The organism is Streptomyces melanogenes (assembly GCF_014649795.1).
GTDB lineage: Bacteria > Actinomycetota > Actinomycetes > Streptomycetales > Streptomycetaceae > Streptomyces > Streptomyces noboritoensis.
On record NZ_BMTS01000004.1, the window covers coordinates 365,125 to 390,349 of the forward strand.

Genomic DNA, 25,225 nt, shown 5'->3' on the forward strand with positions numbered 1-25,225 from the left:
TCCGTAACGTCGGCCTCCGTCGACACGATCCCCGAGGAGGCACACGTGCGACTCGCAGGGAAGGTCGCCATCGTCACCGGTGGCACCAAAGGCCTGGGGTACGCGATCGCCCAGGCATACGCCAAGGAAGGGTGCCGCGTCGTCTGCGCCGCCCGCGAGCCCGACGAGGGGCGCGAACTGCCGCCGGTGGGCGAGGGCGACCTCGCCTACCACCCCGTGGACGTCCGCGACCCGGACTCGGTGGAAGCGCTGATGCGCGGCACGTACGAGGCATACGGCCGCCTGGACGTCCTGGTGGCCGGCGCAGGCGTCAGCCGGGCCGGTCCGGCTCAGGGGCTGGACGCCGCGCACTGGGACGACGTCATCTCCACCAATCTCAACGGTACGTTTCTGTCCGTGCGTTCAGCGGTGCCGTACCTCTTGCGCGACGGCGGGGGCCGCGTCATCACCCTGTCGTCGGCGCTGGCGACCCGGGTGGCCCCCGGCTCGTCGGCGTACGCGGCGTCGAAGGCCGGGATCGAGATGCTCACCCGGGTCGTCGCCGTCGAGCTGGCGGGCAAGCCCATCACGGTGAACTGCCTGAGCCCGGGCTTCATCGACGAGGGGATGGGACGCCAGCTGGCCCGCAACGAAACCGTCTGGGACTACTACCGCGGCAAGATCGCGGCCGGTCGCGCCGGACGGGCCGAGGAGATAGCCGACGCCGCGCTGTTCCTGGCCGACGACGGCTCCGACTACGTCAACGGCCATGTCCTGGAGGTCAACGGCGGGCTGAGGTGGTGACCCACGACCACCCCGGCCCGTACCCCTTGCGCGCTGCCGACCGGCACCACTCGTAATTCCTGAAAAACCGTCAGACAAGGAGATCGACAGCCATGTCCCCATGGACCAAAGCGACTTGGGCGGAGGCCTCGTGAAGGCACTGGTGTCCGGTGACTCCGGACTGCGCCTCGACTCGGTCGCCGAGCCCGAGCCGCGCCCCGACCAGGCGCTCGTCGAGGTGCACGCGATCGCCGTCAACCGCGGTGAGCTCGCACTGATGGGGCAGCTCCCGCCGGGGTCCCGGCTCGGCTGGGATGTGGCGGGCACGGTCCTGCGCGCTGCCGCCGACGGGACCGGACCCGCGGCCGGAACCCGCGTCACCGCTCTCGCCGAACGCGACGGCTGGGCCGAGCGGATAGCCCTGTCGCCCACCCGGCTCACCCCCGTGCCCGACGGCCTGGACTGGCCCGCCGCCGCGGCCCTGCCGGTGGCGGGACTGACCGCGCTGTACGCGCTGGAGTACGCGGGACCGCTGCTCGGCCGGTCCGTGGTGATCACCGGCGCGGGCGGCGGAGTGGGCCGGATGCTGGTGCAGCTCGCCGCCGCCGCGGGCGCCGAGGTCATCGCCCAGGTCGGCTCCCCGGGCCGTGCGGAGGGCCTGCGGTCCCTGGGCGCCCACACCGTCGAGACGTACGAGGAGGGCGACGCCGGAGGTCCGGTGGACGTGCTGGTCGACAGCGTCGGCGGGCGGGTGCTCGCCGGTGCCTTCGGGCGGGTGCGGCCGGGCGGCACGGTCGTCTGCTACGGCAACACCGTGCGCGAGGAACTGCGGCTGCCGCTGGACTGGGGCCATGCGCGCCCCGGACTGCGGATCAGCTACCTCCACCTCTTCGACGAGGTGACCCGCCGCAGCGTCGCCCGCGACCTCGCCTCGCTGGTGCGCCTGGTGGCCGAGGGGCGGCTCACGCCCGAGGTCGCGGCGGTCGGGTCCTGGAGCGATCCCGAGCCCGCGCTCGACGCGCTGCGGCAGCGGCAGGCCAACGGCAAGGTCGTCCTCACCCTCTGAGACCTTCCTTCCCCGGGGCCCGGCGGTTTGTGCGGACCGCCGGGCCCCCACCCCTGCCGTGACGCGCCCCGGAGTCCTCCAGCCGTCGGTCACCGGCGCACCTCCTGTCCTCCAGGAGGTGTGGCCACCGTGGAAGGCATGAGCCTGCCATCCACAGCGTCCTCCGACAGCCCCGTCTCCCAGGTACCGCCGCCGCGCGTGGAGGAGGTGGCCGACCGGATCTTCGCGTACGTCCAGCCCGACGGAGGCTGGTGCCTGAACAACGCCGGGATCCTGGCCGGCCCCCACTCGGTGGCGCTCGTCGACACCGCGGCCACCGAGGCCAGGGCCCGCGCCCTGCGCGCCGCCGCGCTCGAACGCGGCGGCGCCGAACCGCGGACCGTCCTGAACACCCACCACCACGGCGACCACACCTTCGGCAACGCCGTCGCCGCCCCGCACGCCACCGTCATCGCGCACACGCACACCCGCGCCGAGATGGCCGAGAAGGGCGAGGGCCTCAAGCACGTGTGGCCCGACACCCCCTGGGGCGACCTCGGCGACCTCGGCCGCTCGCTGCCGATGGTGACCTTCGAGGACCGGCTGACGGTGTACGTCGACGACCTTGCGGTCGAGCTGATGTACGTGGGCCCGGCGCACTCCAGCAACGACGTGGTGGTGTGGGTGCCCGAGCACCGGGTGCTGTTCGCGGGCGACGTCCTGATGCCCGGGTGCACGCCGTTCCTGCTCGCCGGGTCGATCGTCGGCTCCCTGGAGGCGATCACGCGGCTGCGGGCGCTTGGGCCCCGTACCGTCGTGGGCGGGCACGGCCCGGTGGCCGGGCCCGAGGCACTCGACGAGGCGGAGGCGTATCTGCGCTGGCTGCAGAAGGTCGCCACGGAGGGGGTCGACGCGGGACTCACCCCGTTCGAGGCGGCCCGCGACACCCCGCTCGGCGCGCACGCGGAACTGCGCGACCCGGAGCGGCTGGTGGCCAATCTGCACCGCGCCTACTCCGAGGCGCTCGGCAACCCCCTGGACACCCAGATCCGCTCGGCCCCGGTGATGGGCGAGATGGCCCGCCTCAACGGCGGCCAGGCCCTGGCCTGTCTGGCCTGAAGGTAAACGCACGCAGTCGCCCCGCCGGTCGAACCGGCGGGGCGAAGCCATGCGCGGGCGCAGGCGCTAGCCGCGCTCGCCAGACCCCTCGGAGGAGGGTGCGACGGTGTGCAGGGCGCCCCGGTGGAAGACCAGGGGCGGGCGGGCGGCGTCCACCCCGAGACCCACCACTTCGGCGACGGCGAAGAAGTGGTCGCCGAGCCGCTGGACCTGGCGCACCAGACAGTCCAGCCAGGCGGTGGTGCCCGGCAGCACCGGGTTGCCGTGCGGCGACTCCCACCACGTCAGACCGGCGAACTTGCTCGCGGTGTCACCCGGTCCGCCGCTCTTGGCGAAGCGCGCGCACAGCTCCTGCTGGTCGTGGGCGAGGATGTTGACGGTGAAGGACCCCGCCTCGCTCATCGGCGGCCAGCTCACCGACTTCTCGTCGATGAAGATCCCTACGAGGGGCGGTTCGAGCGACACCGACACGAACGACCCCACCACAAGTCCGGCGGGCCCGGCCGCCGTCGCCGCGGTGACCACGGTGACGGGGCTCGGGACGTGGCCGAGTATGTGCCGGAACAGCTGCGGCTCCACGAACGCACCCACAGGCGGTGCCCAGGACATGTCGACCTCCTCAATGGTGTTCTCCGGTCAACAGCCATGCTGGGGGAGGTGGTTGGGGAACCGGTCGGAGGCGGATGCAGAGCCGCCGATGAGCGCGTCGGGCCGCCCCCGGCGTCGCCGTTCATCCTCCATCCGGTCCCCATCGGCCGCGAAGACCATGGGGGACACCCGTATATGGATGGAGGAGCCGGCCATGCCCGTGCCCCAGCAACGTGATCCCGAACTCACCCGCAAACATCTGACGACCTGGCTCGCCGAACGGCTGCCCGAGGCGGCGGACCTGCGCGTCCGCGTCGAGGTGCCCGAGGGCCTCGGCTTCTCCAACGAGACGCTGCTCGTGGACACCAAGTGGGGGCCACAGGGCTCCGAGGAGCACCGCCGCCTGGTCGTCCGGGTCGCCCCCACCCGCTACCGGGTGATGCCGGGCTCCCGGCTCGACGAGGAGTACCGCGTCCTCGACGCCCTGCGCGACACCGACGTTCCGGTGCCCGGCGTCGTCGGCTTCGAGCCCGACCCCGGACTGCTCGGCGCGCCCTTCTACGCCATGGACCGCGTCGAGGGCTGGGTCCCGCCGGACCTGCCCTCGTACCACCGCGACGGCGGACCTGTGTCCGCGCTGGACGAAGGCAGCCGCGCGGCGGTGTGGTGGGGCGGTGTGGAGGCGCTGCACCGCATCCACCGCCTCGACGCCAGTGCGCTCGGCCTCGACGCCCTGCGCGAGTCGACACACGGTCCCTACGGACTCGGCGCCCAACTCGACTACTACGAAGCCCACATGGACCACTTCGGCGGCGCGGACAGCGTCCCGGTCCGCGAGGCGCTGGCGCTGCTGCGGGACGGGCTGCCGCCCGAGCCGGAGCGGCCGAGCCTGCTGTGGGGCGACGCGCGCCTGGGCAACCTGATGTTCTCCGGGGTGGCCCCCGTGGCCGTACTGGACTGGGAGATGACCTTCCTGGGCCCCGGCGAGGCCGACCTCGGCTGGTACCTCTACCTCGACCGGCACCTCAGCGAGGGCGTCGGCGCACCCCGGCTGCCCGGGCTGCCCGGGCGCGCCGAGACGGTCCGGCGCTACGAGGAGCTGGCGGGGCGGCCCGTCGCGGCGCACATGGACTGGTACGAGGTGTTCGCGGGCTTCCGGTTCGCCCTGATCGCCTCCCGGGTGGGCCGGCTCCTGGTGGAGCACGGCCTGGTCGCCGCGGAGGCTGACGTCCCGCTGGCGCGCAACGCCGCCAACCTGCTCGCCCGCACCCTGGAACCGCTGGCCTGAGCCCGCGGCCCATGTTCAACTCGCCCCAACCTTACGTATGTTCCGACCCGTTCAGAGAGGCCGTCCCATGGAAACCCATCAGCACCGCACCGACGCCCTGGTCGTCGGCAGTGGTTACGCCGGATCGATCGCGGCCCTGCGGCTCGCCGAGGCCGGGGTCGCCACGATCGTCCTGGAGCGCGGCCGCCGCTGGCAGGTCGGCGCCGACGGCGACACCTTCGCCACCCAGCACCGGCCGGACGGCCGCGCTTCCTGGCTGAGCCCCAAGTCCCCGCTCACCGACCAGGCGCTCGACATCTACCCGGGTGTCCTGGAGTCCCTGGAGGGCGAGGGCCTGACGATGATCGCCGCGGCGGGCGTCGGCGGCGCCTCGCTGCTCAGCAACGGCACGATGGTCGAGCCCTCGCCCGAGCTCTTCCGCCGGGCCTTCGGGGACTTCCTCGACCAGCAGGAGATGCACGACGTCTGGTACCCGCAGGCCCGGGAGCTGATCGGCTGCTCCCCGATACCGAAGGACGTCCTCGACTCCGACTTCTACCGCTCCTCGCGCGACTTCATGGACCAGCTGGAGCGGGCGGGCATCCCCTACGACCTGGTCGACCTGGCCGTCGACTGGGACGCGATCCGCGAGGAGATGGCCGGCCGCCGCACCGCCTCGCACATCGCCGGGCTCAACGTCTTCGGCGTCAACAGCGGCGCCCAGCGCAGCATGGACGTCACCGTCCTCGCCCGCGCCGAGGCGACGGGCCACGTCGAGGTGCGCCCGCTCAGCGTGGTCACCGGGATCCGGCCGCAGGGCGACGGCCACCTCGTCTCGTACGACGAACTCGACGAGCGCGGCACACTGGTCGCCCGGCACGAGGTGCACACCACGCACCTGGTCCTGGCGGCGGGCACGCTGGGCACCACCCGGCTGCTGCTGCGCGCCAAGGCCGCCGGACACCTGCCCGGCCTGGACGCCTCGGTGGGCACCCGGGTCGGCAACAGCGAGGTCATCACCGCCCGGACGGGGATGGCCCCCAACAACCCGGCGCAGGGCGGCCCGTGCTCGGTCATCGTCAAGGACTGGCAGGACAACCCGCACGCCCCGGTGACCCTCCTCAACTTCCCCTGGGTGGACGCCCCGTCCGACGAGGGGTGGATCACCACCATCGGCGCCTCGCCGACCGAGCCGCTGGGCTCCTTCCGGTACGACGCCGGCAAGGACGACGTGGTCCTGAACTGGCCCGTGGAGGACCCGCGCGCGGTGCGGGCGACCCACGCGGTCCAGCACACCCTGGACCGGCTCAACGCGGCCACCCCGGGCAGCAAGACGGCCTTCAACCGCATCGGCACCACGGGCGGCAACGTGGTGGGCGGTGTGCCGCTGGGCCTGGCCACCGCCGCCGACGGCAGTGTGCGCGGCGCGCGCAACCTGTACGTCGTCGACAGCTCGTTGCTGCACGGCTCGTCCGGCGCCGTGCCGCCCGCGCTGACCATCTCGGCGGTCGCCGCGCGCGTGGCCTCGCTGCTGGTGGCCTCGGTCACGGGCGCCTGACCCGCCGATCGCTTCGGCGGACATACGAGAGGGGCTCCCCCGATGGTTTCGGGGGAGCCCCTTCCTCGTGCCCGCGCGCGTGGCGCGAAGTGCCGTGTGTCTACCGGAAGTTCGGGATGACCTGCTCGGCGAAGAGCCGGGCGGTGCGGGCCGTCTCCTCGTAGGGCGGGTTGCCGGAGATCATCTGGAGGCTGATGGTGACGTCGCCGTACCACTCGCGGATGGTGCGCAGCCGCTCGGTGACCTCGGCGGGGGTGCCCACCAGCGTCTTGTTCTCGGCCACCGACTTGTCGAAGTCGGACTTCTTGATCTTGTCGACGATGGCCTCGTACCCGGCGTAGCCCTCGCTGCGGCGGGTGCCCCAGGCGGCGACGGCGTCGACCATCACGGCGTTGGTGCGCTGCGAGTACTCACGGCCCTTGGCCATCGCCTCGGCGGAGTCCTCGCTGAGGTAGCAGCCGTAGCTCAGGTGCACCTCGTCGCCGCCCGGCGCGTGGCCCGCGTCGGCGTACGCCTTGCGGTACAGCGTGAGCATCTCCTGCACCTTCTCGCGCTTGGAGATGGACGGCACGAGCAGCAGCCCGTGGCCGTCGTGGCCCGCCTGCTCGCAGGACGAGGGCGTGATGGCCGCGGCCACCAGGATCCTCGGGTGCGGGCGCTGGTAGGGCCTCGGGAGCAGGGTGACCGGGCCGAACTTGTAGAACTCGCTGTCCCAGACCACGTTCTCCTCGGACCACAGCTTCTGGCAGGCGCGCAGGCCGTCCAGGAACCGGGGCCGGCTCTCGTCCATGGCCAGCTCGAAGGCGTCGAACTCGTCCGGCAGGAACGCCCGGCCGAAGCCCACCTGGAGGCGGCCCTTGGAGATGTTGTCCAGCATGGCGAGCTTGCCGGCCAGCTTCAGCGGGTGCGTGAAGGCCGGGATCACCGCGCCGGTGACCAGCTTGATGCGGCTGGTGCGGGCGGCCGCGGCGGCCAGGAAGGTCACCGGGTCCGGGCTGTAGCCGCCGTACTTGAAGAAGTAGTGCTCCACGGTCTTGATGTGGTCGTAGCCGAGCTCCTCGGCGAGCTCCACGAGCCGCAGGGCCTCGTCGAAGTACACATCGGCGGGCTTCTCCTCCGGACCGACGGTGGGGAAGAAATTGATACCGAATTCCATTGCTACTCCGTGTCGTCGCAGACGTGTTGGTCTGGTATGTCGTTGGGCGGTGCGGTCAGAACACGACCCCGGCGCCGCCGTCCACCGGCAGCACGAGGCCGGTGGCGAAGGACGCCTCGGGGCGCGCCAGGTGGACCAGCCACCAGGCGATCTCCTCGGGCTGCCCGACCCGGCCGAGCGGCACCCGGGCGCGCTGGCGCTCGCGCATCCGCTCGATGCCCGCGGCGTCGAGGCCGGCGTGCTCGCCGATCGGGGTCTCCACGGGCCCGGGGGCCACGGCGGCGACCCGGATGCCGCGCGGCGCGAGTTCGAGCGCCCATGTGCGGGTGAGGAAGTCGAGCGCCGCCTTGGTGGCGCCGTAGACGGAATGGCCGGGCCAGCCGCGCTGGTTGCCGGCGGTGGTGACGTTGAGGACGGTGCCCTTGGCCGCTTCGAGGTGGGGGAGCGCTTCCTGGGTGAGGAAGAGCGGCGCGAGCAGGTTGGTGGCCACCTGGCGGTGGGTGTCGTCCGCCTCGATGGTGCCGAGCGGGGCGGACCGCATGGTCACGGCGTTGTTCACCAGGACGTCGAGGCCGCCCAGTTCGCGTACGGCCGCCTCCACGACGAGCCGCGGCCCGTCCGGCGTGGAGACGTCGGCGGCGAACGGGTGGATCCCGGGGCGCCCGGCCGCCGTCTCGGCGAGCCGGGCGGCGCCGCGCCCCACCACCAGGACCCGGGCGCCCTCGTCGGCGAAGGCGTGCGCCACCGCCCGCCCGATCCCGGTGCCGGCCCCGGTGACGACGACGCACCGCCCGGCCAGGCCCGTGTCCGCGCCCGTGGCCGGGCCGGTCACAGCTCCGTGCGCTCTCCGTCGGTGCCGACCGGCGACCACCACAGGTTGCCCCGCGTGACACCGTCGGCGAACAGGGCGCTGCGCCCCTCGACGATCTTCCCGTTCTCCCAGCGCAGCATGTGCACGCCCTCGACCTGGAGCCGCTCGTACGGGGAGACGGTGCCCTCCTCGGCGTGCGCGCGGTAACCGTCGAGGCGGTAGATGTCGACGGAGACGCCCTCCGCCTCGTTGATCAGGATGTGCTGCGTCTCGGCCTCGATGCGGCCGCCGCACGCCTCGCCCAGCTTCCCCATCTTCTGGAGGTAGTCGTCCAGGCCGTTGAACCAGCCGGCGAACTGGTGGTTGCCGGGCATCTGGAAGCGCAGGTCCTCGGACCAGTATTCGGTGATCTTGTCGCGGTCGCCGGTCATGAGGGCCGCGTAGGCAGCCTCCACCCGCTCACGTGTCAGATCGGCCATGGTGTTCCTCCTGCTCGGTGCCGGTGTGCGAACCGGCCACGCTGTCGTGGGAGTTGACCCGGTGCCGGACGAGCCAGCCGTCGTCGTGACGGACCAGCTCGTCCCGCCCGGTGGTGCTCAAGTGGAGCTCGCAGGGACCGCCTCGCGGGGTCTGTACGAGCACCGCGTCGTAGCGGGTGTGCACGGCGCCGTCCGGGGCGGGGCGCACGGTCAGCATCCCGATCAGATACCGCCGTACCCGCCCGTCCGCCCGGCGCTCGCCGACCGCTCCGCGGGCCGCCGCCGCGATGGCGGCGCGCCCGGTGCGTACGGGCGGCGCGTTCCCGGCGAAGACCTTGTCCGCCGGGGCCTCCTGCTCGAAGACGGCGTCCTCGGTGAAGGTGAGCGCCCAGCGGTCCACGTCGCCGTCGCCCAGGAGGCGCACCTGGCGGGCGTAGAACCGCTGGACCTCGTCGTAGAGGCGGCCGTCCGCGGTGTCCGGGGGCGGGGGCGCCATCGGGTCAGGACCCGTCGTGGTTGATGTCGCGGTGCTTGATCAGCCACCGGCCGGACCGCCGGACCAGGACGTCCTCGCCGGTGGTGCTCAGATACACCGAGGCCTTGCCGCCGTGCGGGGTCTCGAAGACGACCGCGTAGTACTGGGTGCGGACCGCCTCCTCCTCCCCGGCGTCGGCGCTCTCGGGGGTCGCGACCACCATGGAGAACCAGTGCCGGCGCTGGACGTTGCGTCCCGCGAGCCGGTCGACGCCGCGCCGCATGGAGGTGGCGATGTGCGAACGGCCCTTCCACGGCTCGGGCTTGACGTTCTGCGCGAACACCCCGTCCTCGGTGAAGCCCTGTGCCCACTCCTCCGCCTCACCCGCGTCGAGCAGCTGCATGTGGCGGGCGTAGAACTGGAGGATCTGGGCGTACGTGTCCGCCGAGACGGCGGGCACATGCGTGCCGGCGGACGCCATGACCGCGGCGACGTCGGGGGTCATCGGGCCGCTCCGGCCTCGCGGGCGACGCCCTCGACGACGACGTCGCTCAGGTGCGGCTCGCCCTTGATGACGGTGCCCAGCGCCTTGAGGCGGGCCCGGAACTCGGGCTCGGCCAGCGCCGTGTCGAAGGACTCCTTGCTGTCCCACTCGGCCACGTTGAAGTAGGTGCCCGGCTCCTTCTGGGAGCGGATCAGCTGGTAGCGGATCAGACCGGGCTGCACCTCCATGAACTCGGCGACGTGCGCGTAGATCCGCTCCAGCTCCTCGGGCTTGCCGATGAGCGTCAGCTTGTTGACGAAGACGACCACGAAGACTCCTCGTTAGGACGAACGGTGACCCCGGCCACCGGCGCGGGCCGGACGGCTCCGGCCCGTGGGTGGTGGCTCCGGGGGCGCTCTCCACACTCCGCCCCGCCGCTGATGCCTGGTTGGTGACTCGTTGGAGGACGGCGGCGCCCGTACGCCACGACCGGGCCCCCAGCCCGTCGGTATCGCGCCCCGATCCGGTCACCGTCCCGGCTGCCGATGCTGAGGGCACCGTCTTGTCCACCGAACCCGGGAGTGTCCGTGTCCGAGGCATCCGTGCCCGTCCTCATCGCCGGCGGCGGTCTGTCAGGCCTGTCCACCGCGCTCTTCCTCGGCCTGCACGGCGTCCGGCCGCTGCTGGTCGAGAAACACCCCGGCACCTCCGTCGTGATGAAGGCGCGCGGGCAGTACCCGCACACGATGGAGGCGCTACGCATCGGCGGCGTGGCCGACCGGATCACCGCCGCCTCGCCGGGCGGCACCGGCGACTTCTACATGGCGCTCGCCGAGACCCTCTCCGGCCCGGTGCTGCGCGGCATCATGACGCAGGGCGAGATGAGCATGGGCCACGTCTCGCCCGAGGACTGGGCGATGGCCAGCCAGGAGCACACCGAGGTCATCCTCGCCGAGCGCGCCCGCGAGCTCGGCGCCGAACTCGCCTTCGGCACCGAGCTGGTCTCCTTCACCCAGGACGCCGACGGGGTCACCGCGCTCCTGCGCGACGTGGCCACCGGCGCCGAACGCACCGTGCGCGCCGACCACATGGTGGCGGCCGACGGCCGCAAGAGCCCAGCTCGCCGGGCCCTGGGCGTCGGCATCCACGGGCGCGGACGGCTCGGCGAGGTCTTCCGGGTGTTCTTCGACGCGGACATGAGCGGCCCCCTCAAGGGCCTGGAGGGAGGCGTGACCGAGGGGCAGAGGTTCGCCCTGTTCCACCTCCTGCAGCCGGTGCCGGGCGTCTTCTACACCACGGACATCCCCGGCCGGTACGGATACATCCACGGCATGACCAAGGACCAGCCCGACTTCCGCGACTGGACCGAGGAGCAGTGCGCCGCCCTCGTACGCACCGGTCTGGGCATGCCCGACCTGGAGCTGACGGTGGCGGGCTCGGGCCGCACCGAGATCGTGTGCGAGGTCGCGGACCGGTTCTCCGTCGGGCGGGTGCACCTGGTGGGCGACGCGGCGAAGGTGGTGCCGGCGCCCGGCGGGCTCGGCGGCAACACGGCCATCATGGACGGCTTCTACCTCGCCTGGAAGCTGGCCCTGACCGTCCGGGGGCAGGCCGGCCCGGGGCTGCTCGCCAGCCACGACGCGGAGCGCAGGCCGGTCTCCGACATGATCGCGGAGCAGCAGTTCGCCAACACCGTGGAGCGCCTGGGCCCCGACCTCGACGACGGCACGGCGGCCGAGCCCATCCACCCCGTCGTCCAGGTCTTCGGCTACCGCTGCGCCCAGGGCGCCGTGGTCCTGGAGCCGGGCGACGAGGGCGAGCTCCTGGAGGACCCGACGGCCCCCACCGGCCGCCCCGGCTCACGGGCGCCGTACGTACGGCTCGACGGCGGCGGCTCCACCACCGCCCTGTTCGGCCGCTCCTTCGTCCTGCTCGCCGGGGCCGACGCCACCGGGTGGGAGGCCGCCGCGAAGAGCGCCGCCGGGCGGCTCGGCATCGAGATCGCCGTGCACCGGGCGAGCGGCTGGGAGAAGAGCTACGGCGTGACGCCCACGGGCGCGGCCCTGGTGCGCCCCGACCGCTTCATCGCCTGGCGCGCGGCGGACGACTCCGGGACTTCGGGCCTGGAGGACGCCCTGCGCACGGTCCTGGACCGCCCCGCCACCTGACCACAGAACCTTCCCTCAGCTGAATCGGAGACTGCGACCATGACCATTTTGGTGACCGGGGCGACCGGCAACATCGGCGGCAAGGTGCTGGCGCGCCTGCACGCGGCGGGCCATTCCGTACGGGCCCTGACCCGCGACCCCGCCCGCGCCGGGCTCCCGTCCGGCATAGAGGTGGTGGGCGCCGACCTGGGCCTGCCCGACACGCTGCCGGACGCGCTCGACGGCGTGCGGAAGGTCTTCCTCATGTCGCTCGGCCACAACAAGCGCACCCACGACGCGAATCTGGTCGCCGTGGCCCGCAAGACGGGCGTCGAGCACATCGTGCAGCTGTCCACGCTCGGTGTCGCGGAGGTCGAGGAGGAGAACGACACCCCGCTGGGCCTGTGGCACCGCCAGGCCGAGAAGGCGCTCACCGAGTCGGGCCTGGCCTGGACGATCCTGCGCCCCAACGGCTTCATGACGGTCGCCCTCGGCTGGGCGGACGCGGCGCGCGGGGACGGCGTGGTGCGCAGCCCCGTCGCCGATCTGCCCGAGGCGCTGGTGGACCCGCAGGACATCGCCGACGTGGCGGTGCGCGCGCTGACCGAGCCGGGCCACGAGGGCCGCACCTACGCGCTGACCGGCCCCGAGGCGCTGACGGCCCGTGAGCAGGTGGCGGTGCTCGGGTCGGTGCTCGGCCGGAAGCTGCGCTTCGAGCAGATCTCGATCGAGGAGCACCGCGCGGTCATGGCGGGGCTGTACGGGGAGGCCACCGCCGACGGCGTGGTGGCGGCGCTGCGGAAGGCGCTCGAATCGGGCGACGACTTCCGCGGGCGGCTGTTCCCGGACGTGCAGGGCGTGCTCGGCCGCCGGGCGCGCAGCTTCCGGGACTGGGCCGAGGCGCACACGGCCGACTTCGCCTGAGCCTCGCTCCCTGCTGACTTCGCTTGACCGGTAAGGCTGTTACGGCAAGGTGCCCGGCGTCCATCGGATGGACGCCGGGCACCGTCGTGTTCGCCGGAGCCGGAGGGGTGTCAGGCGGCGGCCTGGGCGAAGGCCCGGGTGCGCTTCTGGTAGCGCGGGCGCCACACGGCCTTGTAGAGGAAGCGCACCGGAGGCGGCACCACTCCGAGCGCGGTGCGCTGCGTCTCCTCGGAGGCGCCGTCGAGCACCCAGGGGAAGTACAGGGCGCCGCCCTTGACCCCCAGCATGCGCCGCTGCTCGGCGCCGAACGTGTCGTACTCCTGGGCGCTGAGCACCGAAAGGACCACGGGCAGCGCCGCCCGCTCCTCGTGTTCGAGGTGGTGGGCCAGCTTGTCGGCCACGGTGGAGATCAGGGCGGGCAGCCGCTCCTGCTGCCGCTGGGCCAGTACGTCCTCGACGGCATCGAGGAGCGGGTCGAGGGCCTCGTGCTCGTCGTCCATCTCGTCGAGCAGCCGCAACCGCGCCGGGTCGTCGGCGAGCTTGGCGCGCATCAGCGGCCACAGCACCTTGTCCTCGGCGGTGTGGTGGATCGTCAGGAACGTCTGGAAGGTCTCCCACCCGGTCCGGAAGGCCGAGCCGGGCGCGGTGCCGTTGTCCCGGGCGGCCGCGGCCAGCAGGCCCAGGTCGCGCCGGAAGGCGTCGTGGGTCGCGTACATCAGCGTCAGATCGGGCTGGGCGCGGCCCTCGGTGGCGGTCATGGCAGGGGTCCTCTCACAAAACGGGTCGGGTGTCGCTGCGGTCGTTGCGGCGGTGGGGGAAGACGCCGGGCCGGCACTGAACGGTGCACGTTGCTCCGAACCTATGGAACAGCTTGCCCCACAGTAAGGTGTGGGGCAAGCTGTTCCATAAAGCTTCGTCGGGGAAGGTGGTCGGACAGTGGGTCGCACGGCGGGACAAGCCGCAGCTGCGGTACGCGTGACCTGCGCATACGTCAGCGGAAGGAGACACAGCAACCCGGGCCGCGCCCCTTACACTCGTGCCACCACGACGACAGGACGGAGCCGGATGTCCGCGCCCACCGAGCCGAGCCGCACCTCCGACGCGCCGGGCCGCGGCCCCGACCCGCGCGCCGAGCGCAGCCGGGCCGCCGCCCTGGCCGCCGCTCGGGACCTGCTCATCGAGCAGGGCTGGTCGGCCGTCACCCATGTCGCCGTCGCCGCCCGCAGCGGAGTGGGCCGTACGACTCTCTACCGCCACTGGCCCGACGCCTCGGGCCTGGTCCGGGACGTCATCGCCGAACGGATCTCCACCGCGCACACCCCGCCGACGGGCGTCCTGCGCGACGACCTCATCCGCGAACTCGACGGGCTGCGCCGCCTGCTGCACGATCCGGTGAGCGACAGAGGGCTGCGCGCGGTCATCGAGCGCGCCGGGGTCGACCCGGTCTTCGCCCGGCTCAAGGAGGCGCTCTACCGCGAGGGCTCCCGCGTCTTCCGTACCGTGCTCGACGCGGCCAAGGCCCGGGGCGAGCTGGCCGCGGACCTCGATGCGGACCTGGCGGTCGACCAGCTGGCGGGCCCGCTGATGTACCGGCGACTGCTCGCCGGGCGGGCGGTCACCGCCGAGTACATCGAGCGCGTGGTCGACGACTTCCTCGCCGCCCACGCCCCCACCTGAACCGGAACCCGCCCCGGTACGCGTACCGGGGCGGGCGGGGAGCCTCCTGGAGCGGGGTCAGCGCACGACCTGCCCGGCCACCGCCTGGCCCCGCAGCGACGCGCTGACCTTGGACAGGCGCAGGGCCAGCTGGATCTCCAGGGCCGGGCCCGGCTGCTGCCACTCGGGGCCGAGCAGCTGCGAGACGCGCTCCAGGCGCCGGGCCACCGTGTTGGTGTGCACCCGCAGCGCCTCGGCCGCGTACGTGGGACTGGCGCCCGCCGCGAAGTACGCCTCCAGGGTGGCGGCGAGATTGGTGGAGCGCCGCTCGTCGTAGGTGAGGATCGGGCCGAGCGTCTGCTCGATGAACGCGCCGATGTCCCGACTGCCGCCCAGCAGCATGCCGACGAAGCCGAGTTCGTCGGCCATCGCCGGAGTGTCCGCGTCCTCCTTGCCGAGGATCGTCAGGACGTCCAGACAGGCGGCGGCCTCCTGGTACGCGGCGCGGAGCTCCTCCGGGCCGCCGCAGGCCGAGGCCGCGCCCACCGCGACCGGCCGGCCGAGCGTCTTGGCCAGGCGCTGCTTCACGTCGCGGGCGGCCTCGCGCGCGTCGGAGTGCGGCAGCAGGATCACGAGATGGCCGTTGTGGACCGTTCTGGCGCCCCCGCGGAGCCAGACGAAGGTCGACGTCCAGGTCGACAGGGCGTGGCCGCCGCCGACCGGCAGCTGGGTGACGATCACGGCGTGCCGACGGCTCAGGTCGAGCCCGAGCCCCTTGAGGCGGCGCTGACAGCGGCGGCTGAACGGGACGCCGTTGAGCAGCCGGTCCAGCGCCTCGTCGCGGAACTTGCGGTCGGCGGACTCGGTGCCGCGGTTGAGCGTGACCAGGATCGCCGCCGCCTGGACCGCGTACCGGACCAGGTCCAGGTCGGGAGTCCGGCCCGCCGGGCAGCGCAGGACGAACGCGCCCCGGTCCTCCTCGCCCGCCCGCACGGGCACCACCGCGGTGCCGTCGTCCAGGTGGACGACGCGCTGCTCGGCGCGCGCCGTGAAGGTCGCGGCGGCCAGCTCCTCCTCGTCGTCCCACTCGCCGCCGGTGCGGGCCATCGTGTCGTCGTTCTCGTCACGCAGCCACACCGAGCCGTCGAGCTCCTTGACCGCGGCGGCGGCGAACGCCTTCACATCGGCTCCGCCGAGGGCGAGTTCGACCAGCTGCCCGCCGCTGAGCGCCGTCTCCCGCTGCGTCCGCTCCCGGGCGCGCAGCCGGTCGACCTCGGCGGCCAGCTCGGCGACCCGGCCGCGGGCGTTCTCCAGGGCCTGGACCGACTGCACGGCGGCGGTGGCGTAGTTGGCGACGGTGGACATCGTCGCGACCTCGTCCGCCGTGTACGAGCGGGCGACCCGGTCGCCGCCGAAGAGCACGCCCACCACCTTGCCCGCGCTGCGCAGCGGCACCGCGACCAGCGCCGTCAGGCCCTCCTCGACGACGACGGCCTCGATGTGGTCGGAGCGCGGGATCGTGTCGTTCCGGTGGCAGTCGGAGGTCCACACCGGCGACTGGCCCACCGCGTCGATGGCGTTCAGGCCCTGCCAGACGGGGACGCGGGCGACCCCGCCGAGCACGGAGATAGCGCCGTCGGCGGCGCGGATGCACGACCCGTCCTCGCCGTCGAGGAGCAGCACCCAGGCCATGTCCACGTGCAGCAGGAGCCGGGTGCGGCGCACCAGGGTGGTGAGCAGCGAGTCGAGGTCCTCCTGCTCGGCCAGGGCCCGGGTGGTGTCCATCAGCAGCGCGAGCTCGTTCTTGCGCCGCTCCAGGTCGGCCATCTGCTGCTCGACCCCGAGGGCGAGTTGCTCGGCCCGTTCGAGGTCGTCCACGACGTGGGGCGGAGCGCCTCCCCGCCGTGCCTGCAGCGCCGGTTGACTGAAGGCTCCGCGGGAGGCCCGCATCGCCAGGAGTTCCAGATAGGTGACGGCACCGCTCAGGGTGGCCGTGTCTTCGGACATCTCACTCCGTACTGTGCGCAGGGGGATGCTCCGCCGACGGGTGGCGCCGATGCGACAGAGCGACTGGGGGTGATGGGGGGTGTCCAGTCTCCGCCGGTCCGTCGCCCGGCGGAAGAACGCACGGCGCCCGGGGGTGCGCCGTGGTCGGCGGGTCGAACGGCAGGGCGGAAGCGGCACCGCTGACCTGCTCTTGAGTTCTCCGGCTGCATTCTTCGTCACCACGACAGGACCCCCCGCGGCCATTAGGACTTCATCACGATGGCGCGATCAAGTAATTTCCCGTGTTTTGGCCAGAACTGTGCGGCGCCTCGGGAATCGCCGCTGATGGGGCTCCGGACGGGCTTCCGGAACTTGACACGCGAGCGTCAGTACGGTCCGCCGGGGCCGCGAGAAGCTCCATTACCTCAACCCGGTGCCGCTCCACGAGATCCAGGGAGCGATGGATCCAGAAGGTCGAACGCCTGTGGACCCGCCCGGGCGGCGAGGGCCGACGCCAATCCGTTCGCGGCCCGAGCCGCACGTCCGTAACCTGCGGGGATGCACATCCCGACCCACGAACTGACCGCGGCCGACCGCGAGCTCATCGACTTCGCGCGTGACATCGTCGACGCGAACACCGACGGGGAGGACGGCGTCCACACCATGGGCGCCGCCGTCCGCGCGGCCGACGGTGCGATGTACGGCGGCATCAACCTCTACCACTTCACCGGCGGCCCCTGCGCGGAGCTCGTCGCCCTCGGCAACGCGCGCGCCTGTGGCGCCCGGGAGCTCTCCACGATCGTCGCCGTCGGCAACCTCGGCCGCGGTGTCGTGGGCCCGTGCGGCAGGGACCGGCAGGTCCTCTTCGACTACCACCCCGGCATCCGCGTGATCCTGCCCACGGCCGGGGGCGTCGTGGCAAGCGTGGCGATCAAGGACCTCGTGCCGTTCGCCTACGCGTGGAGCCCGGACGGGGCCTCGAAGGCGGACGACGGCGAACGGCCCGGCACGCCGTAACGGGGTGGCGAAGCGCACTCATAGAGCGGGGCTATGGGTCCATCGACCCATAGCCCCTACCGGGGTGCGGGGCGCGGGCGGAGGGTGAGGTCGTAAGCCTTCCGCTGAAGCAGGGACACCATGTACACCCTCCTCTTCCTCCTCATCTTCTTGTGCGTCCTGGCGGTGCTCCGCGAGTGGCCCCGCCGGTTCCGGATGCTCCTGTGGACGGGAACCCTGGCCGCCACGGTGCTGGCGTTCCTGCCCCACGTCCTGGACCACACCTTCCACATCGCCCTCTGAGCCGTACGCCCTCGGAGGAGGAGACCTCACCATGACCGCCACACTCACCGCCCCCGCCCCCGCCACCTCGGCCGGCCTCTCGCACCGCCTCGGACTGTGGTTCGCCCACGCCTACGTCCTGGGCATGTGCGGCACCCTCGCCGGTGCCTACTTCTTCCAGTTCGGGCTGGGGGAGTACCCCTGCCCCATGTGTCTGCTCCAGCGGATGTTCTTCCTGCTCAGCGCGGTCGGCCCGGCCTGGATCATCGCCCGCTCGCGCAACGGCGCGGTGACCACCCGCGAGTTCGCCGCCGGCTGGGGGTGGGCCGTGGTGGCCGCGCTGATCGGGAGCACCGTCTCGGCCACCCAGGTCCTGATGCACATCGTGCCCCCGGACCCCGGGTACGCCGGCGCCCTGTTCGGCCTGCACCTGTACACCTGGGCCCTGATCGCCTTCCTTGCCGCCGCGGTCGCCGCCGGAGCCGCCCTGTTCCTGGCCCCCGAGGCCGAGCCCCTGGACGCCGGCGTCGCCTCGCCCGCCCTGCGCAGGGCCTCGGCCGTGACCCTCGCCGTGCTGCTCGCCTTCGCGGCCAGCAACCTCGTGGCCTGCTTCGTCCTCCAGGGCTTCCACTGGCAGATGCCCGGTGACCCCACCAGCTACCGGCTCATCACCGACCTCCTCTGACCCCCGGACCCGCCTCTTCCCCGGCCGACCCCGACCTCGGCCGGGGAAGAGGCGTACGGCCGCCCGCGCCCGCATTCGGACGCGGAGACGTCCCCCACACCGGCGCATCCGCTCCACGGGACTGTCCAGGTCCGGCCGAGGCGGGCGACGATGGTCGTCTATGGTCGCGGAACCCCGGGTCGCGCAACCCCCGGTCACGGAGCCTCTGATCGCGCAGCCGTGTGCGCGCAAGTGCCACGCCGTCCTGTCCCTGCTGGGGGCCGTACTCGCCGCCGCCTTCGGCGCGTGGGCGTTCTGGGCCCTGGCCGCCCCCGCCGCGTACGCCGCCGCACCCGCGCGCGGGCGCGGCCCACTGCGAACTGGGCGCCTACTTCAGCGACTTGTTCGACATCGACCCGGTCAGGAACCGGTTCTCCGCACGGCTGTGGCTGTGGACGATCTGCCCGGACCGGAGCTCCGACCCGCTGCCGCACGTCTCCCTGACCAACGCCGACGACCCGGTGACCTCGGAGCCGCACGTGGTCGACCGGGGCGGGCAGGTGCTCGACCAGGTGCTGGTGCAGTCGAGCTTCCGCCAGGAGTGGGACGTACGCGACTTCCCCTTCGACCGGCACCGCATCGAGGTCCTGGTGACCGCGCCGGACGACACCACCCGCTTCCGCTTCGCGCCGGACGCGGCCGACTCCTCGCTCAACCCGGAGATCCGCCCGCCCGGCTGGCGGGTCACCGGCTTCCGTCTGACCGCGGTGGACCAGCACTACGCGACCAACTACGGCGACCGCGGCCTGCGCCACGGCAGCACCTACAGCCGCGTCCGCATCCAGATCGACGTGGCCCGCGCCGATCCGACGGCCTTCTGGAAGCTCACCACCCCGCTCTACCTCGCGCTGCTCATCGCCGCCGCCACCTTCCTGGTCTCCTCGGCCGACGAGGAGCTGGTGACCGCCGAGCGGCTGGAGGGCATGCACAGCCGGCTCGGGGTGCTCGGCGGGGGCCTGTTCGTGGTGGTGCTGAACGGGCAGCAGGTCGACTCGACGGTCTCCAGCACCAGCGGGCTGACCCTGATGGACTGGCTCCACCTGGCCACCCTTGCCTTCCTCCTGCTCGCCGTGGCCGGCACCGTCCTGGCCTGGCGCTGGACCGCCCGGGGCGGCAGCACGGCACGGGCGGAGCGGCTCAGCCGCCGGGGAGCGTGGATCGGACTCGCCGCGTACGCGGTGACGTGCGGGGGACTGGTCGCGCTGGCGGCGTGCCGCTGAGCCTCCGTCAGGGATCAGACCGCCAGGGTGGCGACGGGGTGCAGCGCGGCGAACTCCAGCGGCGCCGACGGGTCGATGGAGACGTCGTGCGGAGCCGGTTCGGCGCCCGCCCGCACCAGCAGATCGCCCACCGCCGCGATCATCGCGCCGTTGTCCGTGCACAGCCGCAGCGGCGGTACACGCAGGGTGATGCCCGCCGCCCCGCAGCGCTCCTGGGCCAGCGCCCGCACCCGGGAGTTGGCGGCCACCCCGCCCACGACGACCAACGTGCCGACCCCGTGCCGGACGCAGGCCGCGACGGCCTTGCGGGTCAGCACGTCCGCGACCGCCTCCTGGAGGGCGGCGGCCCCGTCGGCGACCGGCAGTACACCGTCCCGGTGCCGCTCGGCCCAGCGGGCGGCCGCCGTCTTGAGACCCGAGAAGGAGAAGGCGTACGGATCGTCGCGCGGGCCGGTCAGGGGACGCGGGAACACCACGGCGTCCGGCCTCCCCTCGCGCGCCGCGCGGTCGATCGCGGGCCCGCCCGGGTACGGCAGCCCGAAGGCCCGGGCCACCTTGTCGAAGCACTCGCCCGCCGCGTCGTCGACGGTGTCCCCGAGATGCACGATCGGATCGCGTGCCAGATCCCGTACGAGCAGCAGCGAGGTGTGTCCGCCGGAGACGATCAGCACCATGCAGGGGTCGGGCAGCGGCCCGTGCTCCAGCGTGTCGGCCGCCACGTGCCCGGCCAGGTGGTGCACCCCGTACAACGGCACGTCCAGCGCGTACGCCAGCGCCTTCGCGCCCGCGAGCCCCACTTGGAGCGCCCCGGACAGACCGGGCCCGGTGGTCACCGCGACGGCCCCGATGTCCGCCATCCTCAACCCGGCCTCGGCCAGGGCCCGGTGGACCACCGGGGTGAGGGAGTGGAGATGGGCGCGGGCGGCGATCTCCGGCACGACCCCACCGAACCGAGCGTGCTCGTCCATGCTGGACGCCACGACGTGCCCGAGCAGCCGCCCGTCCCGCACGAGCCCCGCGCCGGTCTCGTCACAGGACGACTCGATGCCGAGCACCAGGGAAGAACTCACCGGACCACCTTTCTGCATAGAATTAGTTATTGCACATCCTATGCAAGAAGCCCTTCGGGTCAGACGGGCGCGCACTCGCACGCGACCCCGTCAGCCGCAAAGCGCCATCGGCGCATACCCCGGCGCATACGCGCGCCACGTCTCCCGCGTGATCCCGCCGCCCGAGACCGCACACGCCAGCGCCTCCCATTCCCGGAGTGCGAACGGCCACCGGACCACCGTCGCCGCGCTGCCCTCCAGCAGTGTGCGTCCGTCGGGGGACATGGTGAGGGCGACTACGTCGCCGTCGGTGTAGCGCAGGGGGCTGCCGATGGGGGTGCCCGTCGCCGGGTTCCAGAGGCGTACCGTGCTGTCCTCCGATCCGGATGCCAGCATGTCGTCGCCCCAGGCCAGGGAACGTACGGTGTCGGTGTGGCCGGTCAGTGTGCGCAGGGGGCGGCCCGAGGTCGTCTCCCACAGGATGACGCGGCGGTCGTCGCTTCCGCTCGCCAGCATGTGGCCGTCCGGTGAGAACGCCAGCGTCGGGACGTAGAGGTGGTGGCCCTTCAACTCCACCGGGGTGGTGGTGTAGTTGGTGTTTTCTCTCCATAGCAGGATGCGGGTTTCCTCCCCGTTGTCCAGCCCCACCGCCAGCTCACCGTGTGGTCCCAGCGCCACCGACCTCACCTGGCCCGTCAGGCCCACCCCCACGGGCGGACCGTCCCGTGTCAGGAGCAGTACCGGGCCGTCCCGCCAGGCGGCCACGGCCGTGCCGTCCGGGGCCGCTCGTACGTCCACGGCGCCCGGGTGGCGTACCACCACGCGCTGTGTGCCCGTCCGGGGGGTGAGCTCGCGCAGTGCCCCGTCGTCGGTGAGTGCCAGCAGTGCCGTGGGGGAGCGCCAGGCCAGGCCCACCACCGCCGGGCCGCCGGTGTTCCAGGAGGAGGGGGTGTCGAGGAGGCGGACGGTGCCGCTGTTCGTCCCTACCGCGACCGTGCCGTCCGGGCCGTACGCGAGCGCGGTGACCTCGCCGTCGGCCGTCGCCACCGGGTGGGACGCGGGGGAGCGGCGGCCCGTCACGTCCCAGGTCACCAGCCGGTGTTCACGGTTGAGGGACACCAGCGTCCGGCCGTCCGTGGCCAGGTCCTGGACCGCGGCGGTGGGCGGTCCCGTGCGCGCCGCACCCTGCCGCACCGGTGCGCCGCGGAGCACCCAGCCGTGCACCCGGCCCACCTCGTCGCCCGTGAACACCACACCCGTGAGCGGATCGGCCACCAGGGCCGTGGACGTGGGAGCCGCAGCCGTGGTGGGTGGGGTCGCCAGTGACTGCGTGCTCGCCCAGGTGTGGATCTGTGTGCCGTCGACGGCCGAGGGGTGTCCATCCGGGCCCAGCGCCAAGCGGATTCCGTAGGGAGCGGCGTGGAGTTCCGCGTCCGCCGCCGTTGCGTCCGTGATCGCCGACACCCGCACGGCCACCACATGTCCGCCCGCCGCCACCACGGCCAGGTGTCTCTCCTCGTCCACGACGACCGCCGACACCGCCCCACCCAGTTTGATCAGCGGCAGCGATACGGGCGGCTTCCCCGGCACCAACCGCCAGCGGGCGAGCGTGCCGTCGTCCGTTCCGGTCAGCAGCACCCCGGCCGACTCGTCCACCGCGACCGCGCTGACCCGTACGCGTAACGGCAACTGGACGCGTACAACCGGCTGTTCGCCACCGACACCCTGCATCAGAACTGTCCCACCCTCGTCGCCGGACACCAACCGGGCCGACCTCGTCAGGGCCACCGCCGTCACGGTGTCGTCATGGCGCGCACCCGCGCGGCGCACCTCCCGCCCGGTGAGTGGATCGACCAGGCGTACGGTCCCGTCCGAGCAGCCCAACACGGCCGCACCCTGCGGTGTGAGGGTCGGAGCCAGCACGTTCGCCGCCACACCGCCCAGCTCCGGGACGAGCGAGGTCAACTGGCCTTCGGGGGAGGCCAGTACATTGACGAGTGTTTCGCGTGTGGCCTGGGTGTCCCGCACCCGTACACCCGCGAGCGCGATGAGAGCCGCGGCATCGCGCCGCTCACCCGCCGCCGTACGCGCCTGGGCAGCGAGCCGCAGGCCCTCGACGGTGGTCCTCGCCTCCTCGGTGATGCGCACCTGCCGGAACAGGACCGCCCCGACGACCAGCGCCAGCACCAGCCCGAGCGCGGTGAACAACTGGCGCCGCAGCACGAGCTTCGTCCGTCGCTCGGCTTCCCTGGTGCGCTCCTCAGTACGGCGTCTGTCGTCCTCCGCGTCCCGCGAGGCCCGGACGAAGTCCTGTTCGGCCGGGTTGAGTGACCACCGGGCGCCGTCGAGCGCGTCGAGGCCGCGCAGTTGCCCGGACGGCAGGAGGAACCCGGGGTCCCGGCGTTCCGCCAGCCAGCGGCGGGTCTGCGCGGAGATGTCGTCCTGCAGGCGCTTCGCCTTGACGTCCTCCGAGAGCCACTCCCGCAGCAGCGGCCACTTCTCCAGAAGCACTTCGTGTGCGACTTCCAGCGTCGGCTCGGCCGTTTGCTTCTTGCGGTCGACGAGCAGGAGCCTCGCCTCGACGAACGGGCGGACGGCCGCCAGCACCGCCGCCTCGCTGTCGGCCTCGGTGATCAGTTCCGCGGCGGGCGCCCGGTGCCGCGTCGGCCGTTCACCGGCGCCCAGATAGGCGAGGCGGGTGAAGACACGGCGTACGGTGGCGTGCAGATCCGGGTCCAGGGCGAGCCAGATGCCCTGCACCCCTTCCTCCAGGACCGCGCCGATACCGCCGAGGCGCTGATACGCGGACAGCGTCAGCTCGTTCGCCGGGGTGCGCAGCTCCCACAGCCGCTTCAACGTGTACGCGATCAGGGGCAGGCTGCCGGCCCCGGCACCGGCGTCCTCGATGATCCGCCGGACCAACGTCTCCTCGACATGGCACCCGACGGTCTCGGCGGGGCCGCGCACCGCGCCGCGCAGACCGGCGTCCGAGAGCGGGAGCAGCCAGTACTGATGCTCCGTCACCAGTCGTGCGAGCGGGGCGCTCGACTCAAGGCAGTGGTACAGGTCGGCGCGCAGCGCCACCAGCACATGGGCCACCCCGTCCGCCTCGCTCGCGACGGAGAGCAGAGCCTCCTCCACACAACGGCGGTCCGCCTCCGGGACGGTGGGTTGCAACAGCTCCTCGAACTGATCCACCAGCCACGCCACCCGGCCCCCGCTCGCCCGCGCGAGCCGCGCCGACCACCGTCCGAACAACGCCGGATCGCGACGCAACTCACCTGCGTCGGGCAGCAGTTCGCCGTCCTCCCTCGTACCCCAGGCATCGCGCAACTCCTCGGCGAGCTGCTCCACCGGATGCTCACCGGGTACGAGGAATCCCACCACCCAGCGCGGCAGACCGGGCAGCCCGCGCTCGCGCAGTCGCAAGCGCACCCCGGCGTACAGCAAGGAGGACTTTCCGCTGCCCGAGGGCCCCACCAGGCTGCTGACCGGCTGCCGCAGCAGGCGGCGCAACACCTCGTCGGTCTCTGCGGCGCGGCCGTGGAAGAACCCCTCCCACTCCTGCCCGAAGGGTTGGAGTCCGGGGTACGGACAGCGGGTCGGGGCGGGGGTCAGCGGAGCCAGGGTCTGCTGGATCAGGAAGTGCTGGAAGGTGCCGACGTGGATGTCCCGGCCCGCGGCGAGGCCGTCGGCCTGGATGGTGATGTCGCCGGATCCCCTGACGACGGGGCCGGTGTTCTGGATGCTCGACGGTGGATCCGGCTCGTCCGTGGTCTCTTGGTCCGTTGTCACGGCGACGGTTGGGCGCTGCGTGATGCGGTCACCGTGTACGAGCGCGGGGGCAGTGTGACGGATTGCTTGGTGTGGTCGGAACCCATGAGGCCGCTCAGAGTGCACTCGCCGGACGTGCCGCTCGGCTTGGTCGGCTGCACCTTCACGGTCACCACGGGGTCGTTGACACCGATGTACGAGTCGTTTTCGAGCCGGCAGTCTCCCTTGGCCGTCATCGTCAGCATCCCGCCCTTGAAGGGGTCCGGACTCGTCACACGGACCCGGATGCCGACCGGGCCGGAGGGGTGGTGCATGGGCCGTTTGGGATCGGCCCAGGAGATGGACACGACCTGGTAGCCCACGGCGAAGTCACCGCGCACGGGCTCGGCCGGAGCCCAGGTGGCGTCGCCGTCCTGGTAGGCGAGGACGGTGCACGTTCCGGTGGTTCCGCTGATGGCGACGGTGGTCCCGCCGTTCGCCGACTCCACCTTGCAGCCTCCGGGGTCCCCGCCGAGTGCGTAACGTACGGGCAGGCCGGAGGTGGCGCAGGCGTGCAGGGTGGTGCTGGTGTGCGGATACGTGTGGGCGGTGCCGGGGCTGGGGAACACCACGGTCTGGGTGCGGCGCCCGCCGGTCGTCCCGGTGGGCGGTGACGACAGACCGCAGGGGCCGGACTTGCCGCCGCCCTTGTCGCCGGTGCTGGGGGAGGTGCTTTTGCCCGGG

The 25,225-nt window shown here is 72.7% G+C and carries 24 protein-coding genes and 1 pseudogene; 13 read left to right on the forward strand and 12 right to left on the reverse strand.

Annotation, left to right across the window (positions count from 1 at the left end; translation table 11 throughout):
- The first annotated feature begins 45 nt into the window (after window positions 1-45).
- From IE252_RS11740 to IE252_RS11750, 3 genes are all read left to right on the forward strand, one after another.
- Entirely contained in the window at window positions 46-783 is a 738-nt protein-coding gene (locus IE252_RS11740) for an SDR family NAD(P)-dependent oxidoreductase (protein WP_190089295.1), read from the forward strand.
- 130 nt (window positions 784-913) lie between these two features.
- Window positions 914-1,828 (forward strand): zinc-binding dehydrogenase, encoded by a 915-nt coding sequence (locus IE252_RS11745; RefSeq protein WP_229848231.1) that lies wholly within the window; start codon window positions 914-916, stop codon window positions 1,826-1,828.
- 138 nt (window positions 1,829-1,966) lie between these two features.
- Window positions 1,967-2,926: an MBL fold metallo-hydrolase gene (locus IE252_RS11750; protein WP_190089297.1), complete on the forward strand. Its 960-nt coding sequence runs from the start codon at window positions 1,967-1,969 to the stop codon at window positions 2,924-2,926.
- 66 nt (window positions 2,927-2,992) lie between these two features.
- Here IE252_RS11750 and IE252_RS11755 read toward each other — a convergent pair whose 3' ends face one another.
- Window positions 2,993-3,535 (reverse strand): flavin reductase family protein, encoded by a 543-nt coding sequence (locus tag IE252_RS11755; RefSeq protein ID WP_190089298.1) that lies wholly within the window; start codon window positions 3,533-3,535, stop codon window positions 2,993-2,995.
- 193 nt (window positions 3,536-3,728) lie between these two features.
- Between IE252_RS11755 and IE252_RS11760 the strand changes: the two genes are divergently transcribed.
- Together IE252_RS11760 and IE252_RS11765 are read left to right on the forward strand one after the other, a co-directional pair.
- The gene (locus IE252_RS11760) at window positions 3,729-4,802 is read left to right on the forward strand and encodes a phosphotransferase family protein (RefSeq protein ID WP_190089299.1); all 1,074 of its coding nucleotides are present in this window, start codon (window positions 3,729-3,731) and stop codon (window positions 4,800-4,802) included.
- A gap of 67 nt (window positions 4,803-4,869) precedes the next feature.
- Window positions 4,870-6,339 (forward strand): FAD-binding protein, encoded by a 1,470-nt coding sequence (locus IE252_RS11765; RefSeq protein WP_190089300.1) that lies wholly within the window; start codon window positions 4,870-4,872, stop codon window positions 6,337-6,339.
- A 100-nt stretch (window positions 6,340-6,439) separates the two neighbouring features.
- On the opposite strand, the gene IE252_RS11770 is transcribed toward IE252_RS11765, so the two are convergent.
- The 6 genes from IE252_RS11770 to IE252_RS11795 are packed head-to-tail and all read right to left on the reverse strand — an operon-like array spanning window position 6,440 to window position 10,073.
- A complete protein-coding gene (locus tag IE252_RS11770; protein WP_190089301.1) occupies window positions 6,440-7,495 on the reverse strand; it encodes an LLM class flavin-dependent oxidoreductase in 1,056 nt (351 codons plus the stop codon).
- A 55-nt stretch (window positions 7,496-7,550) separates the two neighbouring features.
- Window positions 7,551-8,327 (reverse strand): SDR family NAD(P)-dependent oxidoreductase, encoded by a 777-nt coding sequence (locus IE252_RS11775; RefSeq protein WP_229848233.1) that lies wholly within the window; start codon window positions 8,325-8,327, stop codon window positions 7,551-7,553.
- Window positions 8,324-8,785 (reverse strand): nuclear transport factor 2 family protein, encoded by a 462-nt coding sequence (locus IE252_RS11780; protein WP_190089302.1) that lies wholly within the window; start codon window positions 8,783-8,785, stop codon window positions 8,324-8,326. Before IE252_RS11780 ends, IE252_RS11775 begins: the two co-directional genes overlap by 4 nt.
- A complete protein-coding gene (locus IE252_RS11785) occupies window positions 8,766-9,281 on the reverse strand; it encodes a nuclear transport factor 2 family protein (protein ID WP_190089303.1) in 516 nt (171 codons plus the stop codon). Before IE252_RS11785 ends, IE252_RS11780 begins: the two co-directional genes overlap by 20 nt.
- Window positions 9,282-9,285: 4 nt before the next feature.
- Complete coding sequence (locus IE252_RS11790) at window positions 9,286-9,765, reverse strand: nuclear transport factor 2 family protein (protein ID WP_229848235.1); 480 nt, start codon at window positions 9,763-9,765, stop codon at window positions 9,286-9,288.
- Window positions 9,762-10,073 carry an antibiotic biosynthesis monooxygenase family protein gene (locus IE252_RS11795; RefSeq protein ID WP_101386545.1) on the reverse strand — a complete coding sequence of 104 codons (312 nt, stop codon included), beginning with the start codon at window positions 10,071-10,073 and terminating at the stop codon, window positions 9,762-9,764. The genes IE252_RS11790 and IE252_RS11795 overlap by 4 nt, the downstream gene beginning before the upstream one ends.
- Window positions 10,074-10,331: 258 nt before the next feature.
- Between IE252_RS11795 and IE252_RS11800 the strand changes: the two genes are divergently transcribed.
- Together IE252_RS11800 and IE252_RS11805 are read left to right on the forward strand one after the other, a co-directional pair.
- Entirely contained in the window at window positions 10,332-11,912 is a 1,581-nt protein-coding gene (locus IE252_RS11800) for an FAD-dependent monooxygenase (protein ID WP_229848237.1), read from the forward strand.
- 39 nt (window positions 11,913-11,951) lie between these two features.
- A complete protein-coding gene (locus IE252_RS11805) occupies window positions 11,952-12,815 on the forward strand; it encodes an NAD(P)H-binding protein (protein WP_190089305.1) in 864 nt (287 codons plus the stop codon).
- Window positions 12,816-12,925: 110 nt separating this feature from the next.
- On the opposite strand, the gene IE252_RS11810 is transcribed toward IE252_RS11805, so the two are convergent.
- Entirely contained in the window at window positions 12,926-13,573 is a 648-nt protein-coding gene (locus tag IE252_RS11810; RefSeq protein ID WP_190089306.1) for a hemerythrin domain-containing protein, read from the reverse strand.
- A gap of 307 nt (window positions 13,574-13,880) precedes the next feature.
- Between IE252_RS11810 and IE252_RS11815 the strand changes: the two genes are divergently transcribed.
- The gene (locus tag IE252_RS11815; RefSeq protein WP_190089307.1) at window positions 13,881-14,492 is read left to right on the forward strand and encodes a TetR/AcrR family transcriptional regulator; all 612 of its coding nucleotides are present in this window, start codon (window positions 13,881-13,883) and stop codon (window positions 14,490-14,492) included.
- A 57-nt stretch (window positions 14,493-14,549) separates the two neighbouring features.
- Here the strand turns inward: IE252_RS11815 and IE252_RS11820 are convergent, their stop codons facing one another.
- Window positions 14,550-16,478, reverse strand: coding sequence for a helix-turn-helix domain-containing protein (locus IE252_RS11820; protein WP_190089308.1), 1,929 nt, complete (start codon window positions 16,476-16,478; stop codon window positions 14,550-14,552).
- A 364-nt stretch (window positions 16,479-16,842) separates the two neighbouring features.
- On the opposite strand from IE252_RS11820, the pseudogene IE252_RS11825 reads away from it, so the two are divergent.
- From IE252_RS11825 to IE252_RS11845, 5 genes and pseudogenes are all read left to right on the forward strand, one after another.
- Window positions 16,843-16,939 (forward strand): annotated as a pseudogene (locus IE252_RS11825) (ArsR family transcriptional regulator); the annotation flags it as partial.
- 76 nt (window positions 16,940-17,015) lie between these two features.
- Window positions 17,016-17,474: a cytidine deaminase family protein gene (locus IE252_RS11830; protein ID WP_190089309.1), complete on the forward strand. Its 459-nt coding sequence runs from the start codon at window positions 17,016-17,018 to the stop codon at window positions 17,472-17,474.
- Between the two features lie 120 nt (window positions 17,475-17,594).
- On the forward strand, window positions 17,595-17,756 hold the full coding sequence (locus IE252_RS11835) for a hypothetical protein (RefSeq protein ID WP_190089310.1): 162 nt from the start codon (window positions 17,595-17,597) through the stop codon (window positions 17,754-17,756).
- Between the two features lie 31 nt (window positions 17,757-17,787).
- Entirely contained in the window at window positions 17,788-18,420 is a 633-nt protein-coding gene (locus tag IE252_RS11840) for a disulfide bond formation protein B (protein ID WP_190089311.1), read from the forward strand.
- Window positions 18,421-18,800: 380 nt separating this feature from the next.
- Complete coding sequence (locus IE252_RS11845; RefSeq protein ID WP_190089312.1) at window positions 18,801-19,679, forward strand: ligand-gated ion channel; 879 nt, start codon at window positions 18,801-18,803, stop codon at window positions 19,677-19,679.
- A gap of 14 nt (window positions 19,680-19,693) precedes the next feature.
- Here IE252_RS11845 and tsaD read toward each other — a convergent pair whose 3' ends face one another.
- From tsaD to IE252_RS11860, 3 genes are all read right to left on the reverse strand, one after another.
- Window positions 19,694-20,767, reverse strand: coding sequence for a tRNA (adenosine(37)-N6)-threonylcarbamoyltransferase complex transferase subunit TsaD (gene tsaD, locus IE252_RS11850; RefSeq protein ID WP_373298544.1), 1,074 nt, complete (start codon window positions 20,765-20,767; stop codon window positions 19,694-19,696).
- Between the two features lie 72 nt (window positions 20,768-20,839).
- Window positions 20,840-24,523 (reverse strand): nSTAND1 domain-containing NTPase, encoded by a 3,684-nt coding sequence (locus IE252_RS11855; protein ID WP_190089314.1) that lies wholly within the window; start codon window positions 24,521-24,523, stop codon window positions 20,840-20,842.
- A complete protein-coding gene (locus IE252_RS11860; RefSeq protein ID WP_190089315.1) occupies window positions 24,520-25,113 on the reverse strand; it encodes a hypothetical protein in 594 nt (197 codons plus the stop codon). Before IE252_RS11860 ends, IE252_RS11855 begins: the two co-directional genes overlap by 4 nt.
- Window positions 25,114-25,225: the final 112 nt, after the last annotated feature.